At 72.0% G+C, this 12,490-nt stretch carries 9 protein-coding genes; 8 read left to right on the top strand and 1 reads right to left on the bottom strand.

The features are described from left to right. Positions 1-94 precede the first annotated feature (94 nt). From ABZX65_RS01500 to ABZX65_RS01475, 6 genes are all read left to right on the top strand, one after another. The gene (locus tag ABZX65_RS01500; RefSeq protein ID WP_355333127.1) at positions 95-1,441 is read left to right on the top strand and encodes an extracellular solute-binding protein; all 1,347 of its coding nucleotides are present in this window, start codon (positions 95-97) and stop codon (positions 1,439-1,441) included. A gap of 38 nt (positions 1,442-1,479) precedes the next feature. Beyond that, positions 1,480-2,379, top strand: a complete 900-nt coding sequence (locus ABZX65_RS01495; RefSeq protein ID WP_355333125.1) for a sugar ABC transporter permease — start codon at positions 1,480-1,482, stop codon at positions 2,377-2,379. Beyond that, positions 2,376-3,335, top strand: a complete 960-nt coding sequence (locus ABZX65_RS01490) for a carbohydrate ABC transporter permease (RefSeq protein WP_355333122.1) — start codon at positions 2,376-2,378, stop codon at positions 3,333-3,335. Before ABZX65_RS01495 ends, ABZX65_RS01490 begins: the two co-directional genes overlap by 4 nt. After that, on the top strand, positions 3,332-7,465 hold the full coding sequence (locus ABZX65_RS01485; protein WP_355333119.1) for a fibronectin type III domain-containing protein: 4,134 nt from the start codon (positions 3,332-3,334) through the stop codon (positions 7,463-7,465). The genes ABZX65_RS01490 and ABZX65_RS01485 overlap by 4 nt, the downstream gene beginning before the upstream one ends. Beyond that, on the top strand, positions 7,459-8,331 hold the full coding sequence (locus ABZX65_RS01480; RefSeq protein ID WP_355333117.1) for an NAD(P)-dependent oxidoreductase: 873 nt from the start codon (positions 7,459-7,461) through the stop codon (positions 8,329-8,331). Before ABZX65_RS01485 ends, ABZX65_RS01480 begins: the two co-directional genes overlap by 7 nt. A 107-nt stretch (positions 8,332-8,438) precedes the next feature. Then, positions 8,439-9,272, top strand: coding sequence for a glucose 1-dehydrogenase (locus tag ABZX65_RS01475; protein ID WP_355333115.1), 834 nt, complete (start codon positions 8,439-8,441; stop codon positions 9,270-9,272). 130 nt (positions 9,273-9,402) lie between these two features. Here ABZX65_RS01475 and ABZX65_RS01470 read toward each other — a convergent pair whose 3' ends face one another. After that, the gene (locus tag ABZX65_RS01470) at positions 9,403-10,455 is read right to left on the bottom strand and encodes an aminoglycoside phosphotransferase family protein (protein ID WP_355333113.1); all 1,053 of its coding nucleotides are present in this window, start codon (positions 10,453-10,455) and stop codon (positions 9,403-9,405) included. A gap of 155 nt (positions 10,456-10,610) precedes the next feature. On the opposite strand from ABZX65_RS01470, the gene ABZX65_RS01465 reads away from it, so the two are divergent. Both ABZX65_RS01465 and ABZX65_RS01460 read left to right on the top strand, forming a co-directional pair. Then, the gene (locus ABZX65_RS01465; protein ID WP_355333111.1) at positions 10,611-11,639 is read left to right on the top strand and encodes an ABC transporter ATP-binding protein; all 1,029 of its coding nucleotides are present in this window, start codon (positions 10,611-10,613) and stop codon (positions 11,637-11,639) included. Beyond that, the gene (locus ABZX65_RS01460) at positions 11,636-12,451 is read left to right on the top strand and encodes an ABC transporter permease (protein WP_355333109.1); all 816 of its coding nucleotides are present in this window, start codon (positions 11,636-11,638) and stop codon (positions 12,449-12,451) included. Before ABZX65_RS01465 ends, ABZX65_RS01460 begins: the two co-directional genes overlap by 4 nt. Positions 12,452-12,490 lie beyond the last annotated feature (39 nt).

Below are 12,490 nucleotides of genomic sequence, written 5' to 3'. Positions count from 1 at the left end.
ACCCCGCACCGCACTCGAAGCGACCCCGAACCGACCCCGAACCGACCCCCGCACCGCACTCGAACCGAACTCGAAACGAAGGAGCCCCACCCTCATGCGACCCCGTACCTTCGTCACGCTGCTGGCGGCGACCGCCTGCGTGTCGGCCGCGCTCACCGGCTGCGGCTCCTCCTCGTCCGGCGGCGGCGGCGCCACGACCACCCTGACCGTCGCCGAGTGGACCAACCCGGGCGCGATCGAGTTCACGCAGGACCTCAACGCCAAGTTCGAGAAGGCCCATCCGGGCGTGAAGGTCAAGCTCCAGCAGGCGCCGAACAACAACGGCGCCTGGCAGCAGCTCTGGAACAGCCTGCTCCAGTCCAAGTCCGTTGACGTACTGGCCCTTTCCGCGCCCACCCAGGCGGGCTTCGCGCCCAGCTACACCAGCCTCAAGCCCGCGGGCGCCGCCGCGCTGATCGACGCCGGGCAGATGACCGACCTGTCGGCGCAGCCGTTCATGAAGAACTACGACGCGACGGCCCAGGCCGCCGCGGTCGGGCGCAACGGGAAGGTCTACGGCGTCATGGCCGCGCAGTACGCCGCCGCCGGGTCGATCTGGTACAAGAAGGACCTTCTCGACAAGTACCACATGGGCGTGCCCACCACCTTCCAGGAGTTCCTCGACGACTGCGAGACGCTGAAGAAGGCGGGCAAGACCCCGATCTTCGTGGCCGCGAAGGACAACATGCAGGGCGGGGTGTGGCAGGGCTCGGTGAACCAGACCCTCATGCAGGGCCGCCCGGCCTCGGACTCGGTCAAGGTGTCGAGCGAGCGGGCCGACGCGTTCTGGAAGGGCACGCAGTCCTGGACCGACCAGGTCTACAAGGACGCGGCAGGCCGCTACGAGAAGGTCATGAAGTACATCGAGCCCAACGCGGCCGGTGTCGCCCAGCTCACCGCGCCCGGTGTCTGGGCCGCGAAGTCCGACGACTACCCGTTCCTGCTGGACGGCTCGTGGGACGGCGCGCTCATCCAGAAGGCCAACCCCACGCTCAACCTCGGGTTCTTCACCATGCCCGGCACCGACACCCCGGCGGCCAACCGCCTCATGCTCAAGCCCGACCTGACCTGGATGGTCCCGACGACCGCCAAGCACAAGGACCTGGCCATGGAGTGGCTGACGATGTTCTCCGACCCGGAGAACTACAAGGAGTGGCTGACCAAGACCGGCTCCATCTCCACCCAGCCCGCGCTGAAGAACACCGGACTGCCGTGGATGGACTGGCAGAACGCCCACATGGACGACGCCTTCCAGCAGCTCAGCAACCCGTGGGTGCCCGCGGGCGCGCCCGTGGACGCGGGCGGTCCCGACTTCTCCAAGATGACGCCGATCGGCGGCGACAGCGCCGACACGATCCTCAGCCGCTCGGCGAGCGCGTACCGCAAGTCGGTCGGCAACTGACCACCGCCTCCCAGGCACCATGAGAAAGGAGGCGCGGCGTGGCACGCTGTCCCTTCGGAACCCAACGGACGCGGCGGTTCATTCCCTGGGCCAGCATCGCGATTCCGGGAGCGGGCTGGCTGCTGTTCGGGCTCTACCCGTCCCTGGCCACCATCGGATACTCCTTCACCAGGTACTCCGGGCTCCCGGGCACGCCGCTCAACTTCTGCGGACTGTGCAACTACGACGCGGCGTTCACGTCGCTGTCCACCCAACTGTGGAGCGCCGTACGGGTCACGCTGATCTATGTCATCGGCGTGACCGTGCTCCAGAACGCGATCGGGCTGGGACTGGCCCTGCTGCTCAACCGGCCGGGCCGCTCCCTGACCTTCTACCGCGCGCTGATCTTCATGCCGCAGATCTTCTCCGTCACCGTGGTCGGAGCGGTCTTCTCCCTCATGCTCGACCCGTACTCGGGGCCGGTGGAGAAGGTCGTGCACGGCCTGTTCGGCGTCGACTCCGCCTTCCTCGGGTCGAGTTCACTGGCGCTGTGGCTGGTGATGATGGTGAACGTCTGGATGTTCTCCGGCTACTCGATGCTCATCTACATCGCGGGACTGCGGAACATCCCGCGCTCGGTGTACGAGGCCGCGGCGATGGACGGCGCGGGGCGGTTCCGGGTGTTCCGGCATGTGACGTGGCCGCTGCTGGCCCCGGCCACCACCGTGAACGTCTTCCTCACCGCCATGGCCACGCTGGGCGAGTACGCGCTGATCATGGTGCTCACCGCGGGCAACTTCGGCACCAAGACCCTGGGGTTGTACATGTTCCAGTCCGCGTTCGGCAGTGACAGCCAACTCGGCTACGGCTCGATGCTGGCGATGATCCAGTTCGTGCTGACCGTCGCGATCGGCGGCGTCCTGCTGTACGGCCTGCGCAGGCGGGAGGTCTCGCTGTGACGACCGCCCGGGCGGCCGGCGCGTCGCCGTCGTCAGCGCTGAGGACCCCCGCGGCCCCCACCCGGCTCCAGCGGCTGATGTCCGCCAGGACGACCAAGGCGGCGGGGCTGAACCTGCTGTGCTTCGCCATCGCGGCCGGTCTGTTCGCCCTGCCGCTGGTCTACGTCCTGCTCCAGGCGTTCAAGACGTACACCGGATTCCTCCAGAACCCCACCGGGATGCCGCATCCGTGGACCACCGAGAGCTTCTCGGCGGCCTGGAACCAGGGGCACTTCGGACGGCAGATGATCAACAGCCTTGTCTACGCGGTCATCCCCGACGTCGTCACGCTGATCCTCGGCGTCTTCCTGGCCTTCCCCATCTCCCGCGGCTATTTCAAGTACTCCAACGGGCTGTACACCTTCTTCATCTTCTCCGGCTTCCTGCCCGGCGGCCTGATCCCGCTGTTCATCGAGGCCAGGACGCTGGGCCTGTACAACAGCATGGCCGGCTACCTGATCCTGACCAGCCTGTCCGGCGCCGGGTTCTTCTTCTTCGTCGGCTACATCAAGGGCATCCCGCGCGAGATCGACGAGGCGGCGGCGCTCGACGGCTGCGGCTACATCCGGTTCATCTTCACCATCATCATTCCGCAGATGAAACCGGCCCTGGCCACGTTCGCGATCTTCGGCTTCGTGCACGCCTGGAACAACCTGATCCTGCCGCTGGTGATGCTGTCGGACTCCGCGCTGTGGCCGGTCACCCGGGGGCTGTACTCGTTCTTCGGCGAGTACTCGCAGAACTGGCCGCTGATCGCCGCGGGCACCTTCATCGTCGCGGCGCCCATCATGCTGCTGTTCATCCTGCTCCAGCGCTACCTCGTCGAAGGCGTCGCGGGCGGCGCGGCGTTCGGCACGCAGGGTGTCGCGCCCGGCTCGTCGGGCGCCGGGGGCGCCGAAGTGGGAGGGGGATCGTGACGCCCGCCGTCACGCACTGGCCGGCGGACGGGGACGAGGTGAGGTTCGCGCTCAGCGACCCCCTCGACCACCCCGACTTCGGCTGGCCCCGGACCCTGCTGCACTACCCGGTGCGGTGGGCGACGCCCTCGATACGCGCCGGGCGACTGCGGCTGCTCGACGCGTCCGGCGCGCCGGTGCCCTTCCAACTCGCCGAGACGACCACGGACTCGGAGGGCGACGACGCGTTCCTGACGTCGGCCACCGTCTGCTTCTTCGCCGACCTCGCGCCCGGCGCCCGCCATGAGTTCACCCTGCGCGCGGACGGGACGCTGCCGCCGGCGCGGGGCACGGGGCCGGTCGGGGTCACCGAGGACGGCGACGGCATCGTGGTCGACGGCGGAGCCCTGCGGGTCCGGCTGCCGTCCGCCGGCCGGTTCGTCGCCGGGGACATACCAGGGCCGGTCCGGCAGCTCGACCGCGGGCACGGCTGGGTCGGCAGGTCCGTACTGCGCTGCGGCGCCGAGCGGCTGGACCACCTCGACGTGCAACTGACCGAGGCCGGAACGCTGTTCGCGACCCACGTCCTCACGTACGTCTTCACCGGCGGCGCGCGCTACACCGCCACCGTCCGGGTGCTGCGGGACTGCGACTTCCTCGAACTGTCCGAGGAGATGGTGTCGTTGGACGAAACGGCGACCACCACTACTGCGACGACGACGGCCATGGCCTGGGAACTGCACTGGGAGGGCTGCACGCCCACCCACCGGTTCTCCTCCGCCTGGCCGTTCTCGCAGTCCGCCGCCGACCACGCCGACCCCGGTTCGCCCGAGCTGTACCACTGGCTCGGCATCGACGAGTCCGTCGTCGTCGGCGACTGCGGCGAGGACCCGTCCTTCTCCGGGCCGGGCGGCAGGGAGCACCCCGAGACCGACATGGCCTTCACCGTCGGCCCCTACGCCCCGAGCTTCGCGTGGGACATCCGGCCGCACGCCGCCTTCTGGGACGCCGAACAGCGCGACGCCATGGGCGTGTTCGTCCGCGACCACGCCCGGTGGGACGACCGTACGTACTCCTCGTGGGCGTCGGCGGACACCCTCCGCGTCCACTTCCGCCACGACGGCGTCCTGCGCTGGACCTGGCCGCTGCGCACCGGCACCCGCAGCACCGGTATCGCCTTCTACGACCACGAGCGCGACCTGGAGGTGCTGCGCGCGCAGCGGTCGACGGCCTACCAGTCCACGTACGTACGCCATCTCCAGCACTGGCAGGGCACGCTCAGCCTCGACCGGGTCAAGGACTGGACGCTCACCTATACCGGCAAGCGGCCGCAACCGCTGTGCGGGGAAGGGGAGTTCGGCAGCGCGCGGGAATTCGCCGACGCCCTGCTGACCGGCCCCGAGGGACCCCGGCTGATCGCCCACGGGGTCAACGACGTCGCGGGCTACCTCAACATCGGCCAACGCCCGCTCTACGACCGGCTGCTGGACGGCTACGACCGGTTCGCCGGACAGCTCGACGCCGCCGAGCGCGAACGCGTGGACGCCCTGCTCCTGCTGACCGGATACGTCTCGGCGGGCGAGGAGATCGGTCCGCTGCTGCGGATGGCGGGCGGGCACCCGAACTTCATGGCCGACGGCAAGGCGGCGCTGGCCTGCCTGGCCTGGCTCTTCCCCGAGCACGAGGCGGCGGGGGAGTGGCTGGACCAGTTCGAGCGGTTCGCCGAGCTGACCGGTGTGTTCCACACCCGCCCGGCGCTGCCCTCCCGCCGCGCACGGCCCGGCCGGTGGACCGAGAGCCTGGCCACGTACGTGTGGGCGTATCTGCGGCCCCTCGGCCAGGGCAACCACCTGGCGCGGGAGGCCGACGGCCGCAACCGGGCCGTCACCCCCGAACTCGCCGCCCTCGGAGACTGGTTGGTCAACGCGCTGACCGCGCCGGTCGACGTCACCGGCACCGGCGAGCTGCGGCGGCTGCACCCCGCGCAAGGAGCGCACGCCTACTGGCCGCGCCGCCCTCCCATCGAGATGCGGCTGCTCGGCGAGACCCTGCACCGCTACCGGCCCCTGGTCGCCGAACACCTGCTGTGGGGCAGCGACCCCGCCGCCCGGCGCCTGGACAGCCCGCACGACGCACCCGACCCCTGGCGCGTCACCGTGCGCACCGAGGGCAACCCCGGCACCAACCCCCGCCTGCGCAGCGCCAAATACACCGGATACGGGATCACCCTGCGCGCCGACGTCGACCGGCCGGGCGAGGTCGCGGTCTTCCTCCAGCAGGTGGACCGCGGCCCCAACTACCGCTGGGGCATCGCCGACGACAACGGGAGCGGCCACCTCTACTACTACGCGGCGGGCGCCTCCTACAGCGGCCACGGCCCCGAGGACGCCGGGGACCGCCGCGTGCCCGACGCGACCTTCGCGACCTCCTGCGCGGTCTGGAAGGACGGCGCCTTCCGCGGCATCGGCTGCCACACCCTCGACCGGCCGATGTACGACCTCGGCGGCGCGCAGTACGCGGAGATCGTCCCCGATCCCGACGGCCCGGTCGGCGACCTGTACCTCGGCCGCAGCGTGCTGCTCGTCGGCACCGACTACCTGGTCACGTACGACTCCTTCGCGCCCAACCAGCGCATGGTGTGGACCTGGTCGGTGCTCACCGAGGCCACCGGGCACGATGCCAACAGCTACCCCCACCTGCCCGAGCGGATGCCGTTCATCCACCTCGTGCGCGGGGTGCGCGAGGACGGCACGGTGGGAGAAGGCGGCGCGGCAGGCCGGGGCGGCGCGGTGCGGGAGGCCGGCGCGCTCGGAGGCGCCTTCGCCACCGACGTCACGCACGGCGTACGCCTCGAAGGCCGCGCCGACGGGGCAAACGGCAACACGCTCGCGGTCGTCAGCCACCGCGACGACCTCGTGGTCGACCCCGCCGCCGACACGCCCTGGGGCGCCAGGATCCGCACCCCGCACAGCCTCGACCTCGTCTTCCGGCACCAGTCCGCGAGGCCCTACGACCCGGCCGCCGTCGAATTCGCCGAGGACGGGCTGCGGTTCACGGGAACGGCGGGCACGATCCGGCTCTTCGACAGCGGACGCCGCGAACTGACGCTCTTTCACGGCAGCGCCATCGGCACGGCGGACGTCCTGCTGACCACCGACGACCGCGACCTGGGCATCAGCCTCGGCTACCTCCACCCCACGGAGCTGCGCGGCACGTACGACGCGCAGACGGACACCGGGATCACCCTGCGCCTGCCCGCCGGGCTCGACGCCGCGGCGGACTTCTCCGTGGACGGCGCACCGCTGCGCCCGCTCGGCCGGACGCACGACACCGTGCGGCTGGCGCTCCCACGGGGCCGCCACGCATGGGAGTTGACCGCGCGCCGACCGGAACCGGCGCCGCCGCGGGTGATCCGTACCGAGACTGTCCCCGGCGGCGCCGTCGTGCACTTCACCGCCGTCGCCGCGGCCGACTCCTACCTGCTCGAAGTCAGCACGGACGGCGGTCTGACCTGGGCACCGGCCGTCGCCGCCGCCGACAGCCCCGGACTCCTGAGCGGACTGTCCGACGGCGTGAAGTACCACGTCAGGGTCGCCGCGCGGAACACCGACCGGCAGGGCCCTCCCGGCGCCGACTACCCCGTCTACGCGTCCGGCCGGGCGCCGGAGCCGCCGGACGGCCTGAAGGTCAGGCTCAACGACGGCGCGGTGAGCGTCAGTTGGGGCGAGGTGCTGGGCGCCGGACGGTACCGGCTGTACCGGCGGCGCAAGGGCGAGGCCGGCTTCCGCGAGGTCTTCGCGGGCACGGCCTTCGCGTACGTCGACCGCGTGCCCGGTGTCGTACCGGCGACCGGCGATCCGCGCGGGTCGTACGGTGCTCGCGGCGGCGGGAGGCCGGGGCAGGTGCCCGTCCTGGAGTACGCGGTGGCCGCCGAGAACGGAAACGGTACCGGCCCCATGTCGCCCCCCGTCGACACCGACCCCGGCAGCTGGCGGCACTGGAATCCGCCGGTCGATGTCGCCTTCCGCCGCCACCACGCCTACAACCAGCCGCCGTACGCCCCCGCCTCCGCGACCCCGCGGCCCTACGACGAACAGCGCCCGCCCGCCCGACTGCCGCACGATATGGACCCGTTGGAGCGGACATGGTGACGGCGCAGCGCATCCTGATCACCGGGGCCGCGGGCCGCGTCGGCCGGGCGCTGCGCCCGCGCATGGCGCGGCCGGGACGCACGCTCCGGCTCCTGGACATCGCCGAGATCGAGCCGCCGGCGTCGGGCGAGGCCGTGGAGACCGTCCGCGCCTCGTTCACCGACCCGGACGCGATCGACGCCGCCTGCCAGGGTGTCGACGCCGTGCTCCACCTCGGGGGACTGGCCGGGGAGGCGCCCTGGGAGCGCATCCGGGAAATCAACATCGACGGCACGCAGCGGGTACTGGAGGCCGTGCGCCGCCAGGGCGTGCCGCGGGTGGTGCTCGCCTCCAGCATCCACGCGGCGGGATTCCGTACGCGGGACGACGCCGTACCCGTACGGGAGGAGGGCGCTGCCGCAGGGGCCCCCGCCGCTGAGCGCGCCGAACTGCCCGCGGACATCGCACCGCGCCCCGACACGTTCTACGGCGCGGGGAAGGCCGCGGTGGAGGCGCTCGGCGCGCTCTACCGGAGCCGCTTCGGCATCGACGTCACCTGTCTGCGGATCGGCGCCTTCCGGCCGCGCCCGCTCGCTCCTGAGGACCTGGCCGCCTGGCTGTCGCCGGACGACGCGGCCCGGCTGGTGGAGGCGTGTCTGCGCGCGGAGCCCGCCGGATTCCGGATGCTGTGGGGCATCTCCCGCAACACCCGCCGGTGGTGGTCCCTCGCGGAAGGGGAGGCCATCGGCTACCACCCGCGGGACGACGCCGAGGACCACCTGGCCGCGCTCCTGGAGTGCGGGTCCTTCGGTCCCGCGGACTTCGACCCGGCGGCCGACCGCAACTTCCGCGTCGGCGCCAATTTCTGCACTATGCCGCTGGGCTGACGACAAGGGCCTGCCGTCGGCAGCAAGCTCGGACGGCAACAGTTTTCGGTCATCCGGCCGCGCAGGCGCTCCGGTTGGCGAACACCGTGGGACTGGAGAGGGAACGTATGAGTGAGGAACACGCCGGTCGCGTCGCGCTGGTCACGGGCGGATCGAGCGGTATCGGCCGCGCCGCCGCGGAACTGCTGGCCGCGTCGGGCGCCGCTGTCGCCGTCTGCGGTGTGGACGCCGACGACACGGAGAAGACGGCCGCGGCCATCGCGGAGGCGGGCGGCCGGGCGCTGCCCGTCGTCGCGGACGTCTCGGATCCCGACGCGGTCGCCGCGGCGGTGGCGCGGACCGTGAGCGAGTACGGCGGCCTCGACGTGCTGGTGACGTCCGCGGGCATCCAGCGCTACGGGACGGTCGCCGACACCGACGAGAAGACCTGGGACGAGGTGTTCGCCGTCAACGTCAAGGGAGTGTTCCTGACCGCCCGCGCCGCCCTGCCCCACCTGCGGCGCAGCGCCTCCGGCGGCTCCGTCGTCGTGGTCTCGTCCGTGCAGTCGCGCGCCGCGCAGTCCAACGTGGCCGCCTACGCGGCGGCGAAGGGCGCGCTGAACGCGCTGGTCCGTTCGATGGCCGTGGACGAGGCCCCCTTCGGGGTACGGGTCAACGCCGTCTGCCCCGGCTCCGTCGACACCCCGATGCTGCGCCACTCGGCGGCACGGTTCAGCGACGGCAGCGACGAAGGGGTGCGGCGACTGCTCGGGGAGTGGGGCCGCAGCCACCCGATAGGGCGCATAGCCCAGCCCCGCGAGGTCGCCGAGGTGATCGCCTTCCTGGCCGGCACCCGCGCCGGATTCGTCACCGGCACGGACATCCCGGTCGACGGCGGCGTCCTCGCGGCCCTGGCCGTCACCCTCCCCCAGGACGCCCCGGAGCCCTCCGCGACAGCCTGACCCCACGGCCGGACCGATAGCGGCGACGAGGGAGCGGGGGCCCTCGTCGGCACGGCGAAGTCGGTCGCCGTGCGCAGTGACCGGCGCCGGGCGGGCCCGTCGGCGTCCCGGCGGCGCGCGAGCCGTTGTTCTACGGCCTGCGGGCGGGCGGCGGTTGAAGGGCGGGCCAGCGGGTCAGCATCGCTTCGCGCATCGCGGGGGCCAGACGGCCGAGAGCCGGCAGGCGGCCCTCTCGGGCGGTCACGCGGCCGACGACGCTGAGCCGGTGGACCAGCCGCTGACGGGCCGTCACCGTGCCCCACTCCCAGTCCTGGTGCGGAATCAGGGCCAGGCGGTCGGTGGTCCCGCGCTCGGCCCGCTGCACCAGCGCGTCACCGCGCAGCAGCCAACCGGCGCAGGCGTCGGTGAGATCACCCGGGACATCCGTGCCCGTCGCCCGGCGCCAGGCGTCGCGATACGCGGCCTCCGCCGCTTCCAGCAGCGGGGGAGCGGGGGCGGTGACGCACCAGCAGGTCGGGAAACCGACGCGCAGATAGGCGAGTTCGACGATTCCGTCGCCCAACGCGGCCTGCTCGAAGTCGATGAATCTGACGCCGTCGTCGGTGTGCATGTCGTTGCCGGGGCACGGGTCGCCGTGCAGCAGAGCGCGGCCCCGCGCCCGTGACGTACGGTCCACGAGGTCGTCCAACTCGCCGCGTACGGCGGGCGGTACGGCGACGCCGAGGGCCTGGGCGAGGCCGAGGAAGGAGTCGACGTCCGTGTGCGCCGGGCCCGACCAGGCGGGGAGTACGTCCGAGCCGTCGCTGTCGTCGCTGCCGTCCGCATCGCCGCTGGTCGCCGCGTGGAGCCGGGCCAGTGCCCCGGCGTAGTCGACGATCCACTCCTCGCGCGGCGGCCGGTGCTCCACGTACTCCAGCACCAGCACCCGTTCCCGCGCGTCGGTGCCCAGCAGCGTCGGCACGACCGGCGGATCGACCCGGCCCGCGAGCCGCAGCGCGGCCACCTCGCGGGCGTACCTCTCGTCGGCCTCGGGCGCGTCGACAAGTTGCTTGACCACCACGGGAGTTCCGGCCAGCTCGGCCCGCCACACCCGCGAGCGCGGACTGCTCCCCAGCCGGCGGCCCCACCGGGGCGTCCCCAACTCGTCCCGCAACTTCTCCCCGAGGGGCAGCCGTGACCGCATGGCGGCATCCTCGCACGGGCGGGGACGACACCCGGAGCGATTTACGGCGCGGCGGCCCCGCCCGGTCCGTGGCGGTCCCCGCCCATGACATTCGTCATGAACAGTCATGACAGACCACACGGCCCGAAGCGCCGACGGGCGGACAGCCTTGAGACATGGACACAGTCATCGAAACCACCGGCTTGCGGCGGAGCTACAGCGGCTTCGAGGCCGTACGCGGCGTCGACATCAGCGTGGGGCGGGGCGAGCTGTTCGCCCTGCTGGGGACGAACGGCGCGGGCAAGACCTCGACACTGGAGATCCTGGAGGGGCAGGCGCCCGCCAGCGCGGGAACCGTACGGGTGCTGGGCGCCGACCCCTACCGCGAGCGTGCCGCGGTGCGGCCCCGCATCGGAGTGATGCTCCAGGAGGGCGGCTTCCCCACCGAGCTGACCGTCGCGGAGACCGTCGACATGTGGGCGGGCTGCACCAGCGGTGCCCGGCCCGTGGCGGAGGCCCTGGAGCTGACGCGGCTGGAGCAGCGGCGCGGGGTCCGGGTCAAGCAGCTCTCCGGCGGCGAGCGGCGCCGCCTCGACCTCACGCTCGCGCTGCTCGGACGGCCGGAGGTGCTCTTCCTCGACGAGCCCACCACCGGTCTCGACGCCCAGTCCCGGCACGACACCTGGGAGCTGATCGGAGAGCTGAAGCGGCAGGGCACCACGGTGCTGCTCACCACGCACTACCTCGAAGAGGCGGAGCAGTTGGCGGACCGGCTGGCCATCATGCACGCGGGCCGGATCGCCAGCACCGGACGCGTCGCGGACGTGGTCGCCGAGCGGCCCGCGCGGATCACCTTCGAACTGCCCTGGGGCCGCTTCCCCGCCGACCTGCCGCCGCTGCGGTCGATCGGCGTCACCGCACACGAGGTCACCGGGCAGAAGATGCGCCTGGAGACCCGCGACCTCCAGCACACCACCACCGAGCTGCTGTGCTGGGCCCGTGACCAGGGCGTCGAACTGACCAGCCTCGACGTCCGTTCCGCGTCACTGGAAGAGGCGTTCATGGACATCGCCAAAGAGCTCGACCACCGGGACGAGCACCCGGACGAGCACCGTGGCGGCGACCGCACACAGCAGCGATCCGACCGCCGAGCCGACCACCGGGCCACCCACCGGGCCGACGACCACCAGGAGACGACGCGATGACCTCCGCGACCACGACGACCACCGCGCCCACGGACACCGCGCGCCGGTCCCGTAAGAGCACCGAACGCCTGGCCGCGCTCGGCCGCGCGGAACTGATCCTGCTGGTCCGCAGCAAGGCCGCCCTCATGACGGCCCTCGTCCTGCCCGGTGTCATCGCCGTGTCGATGCGCAGCGCCGTGAAGAGCCTGGACCTGGGCGGCACCGGCCTGTCCGTCGCCACCGTGCTGGTGCCGGGCGCCCTCGGCATGGCGCTGTTCTTCGCGATCTACACCAACATGGTCGGCGTGTACGTCACCCGCCGCGAGGGCCTTGTCCTCAAGCGGCTCCGCTCGGGAGAGGTCCGCGACGCCGAGATCCTGACCGGCGGCGCGCTGCCCGCGGTCCTGATGGCGGTCGTGCAGTCCCTGCTGCTCGGCGTCGGACTCGCCGTCCTGCTCGACATGCCCGCCCCCGAGGCACCTCACCTGCTGGTCCTCGGCCTGCTCCTCGGTATCGTGCTGCTGGTCGTGGGCGCCGCGCTCACCGCCGCCTTCACCCAGACGGCTGAGAGCGCCCAACTGACCTTTCTGCCGTTCATGCTGGTGAGCATGGCCGGTTCCGGGATGTTCCTGCCCCGCGACACCCTGCCGGACACGGTGGCGCGCATCGGTGCGTTCCTGCCGTTCACCCCGGTCATGGACCTGTTGCGCGGCGGCTGGACGGGGAATGTGGACGGGACGGACCAGCTCCGGCTCACTCTCACGGCCCTGGTGTGGATCGGCGTGGCCGTGCTCGGCGTACGGAAGTGGTTCCGTTGGGAGCCTCGGCACTGAGCGCCCGCGCGGCCGACGGGAAGGCCGGGCGCGCACGGT

This window comes from Streptomyces sp. NPDC003300, from assembly GCF_040610915.1.
Lineage (GTDB): Bacteria > Actinomycetota > Actinomycetes > Streptomycetales > Streptomycetaceae > Actinacidiphila.
This window is presented reverse-complemented; position numbering and strand designations above follow the sequence as displayed.

Coding starts and splice junctions, on each gene's coding strand:
- ABZX65_RS01500 (WP_355333127.1), top strand. CDS start 95: ATGCGACCCCGTACCTTCGTCACGCTGCTGGCGGCGACCGCCTGCGTG.
- ABZX65_RS01480 (WP_355333117.1), top strand. CDS start 7,459: ATGGTGACGGCGCAGCGCATCCTGATCACCGGGGCCGCGGGCCGCGTC.
- ABZX65_RS01475 (WP_355333115.1), top strand. CDS start 8,439: ATGAGTGAGGAACACGCCGGTCGCGTCGCGCTGGTCACGGGCGGATCG.
- ABZX65_RS01470 (WP_355333113.1), bottom strand. CDS start 10,455: ATGCGGTCACGGCTGCCCCTCGGGGAGAAGTTGCGGGACGAGTTGGGG.
- ABZX65_RS01465 (WP_355333111.1), top strand. CDS start 10,611: ATGGACACAGTCATCGAAACCACCGGCTTGCGGCGGAGCTACAGCGGC.
- ABZX65_RS01460 (WP_355333109.1), top strand. CDS start 11,636: ATGACCTCCGCGACCACGACGACCACCGCGCCCACGGACACCGCGCGC.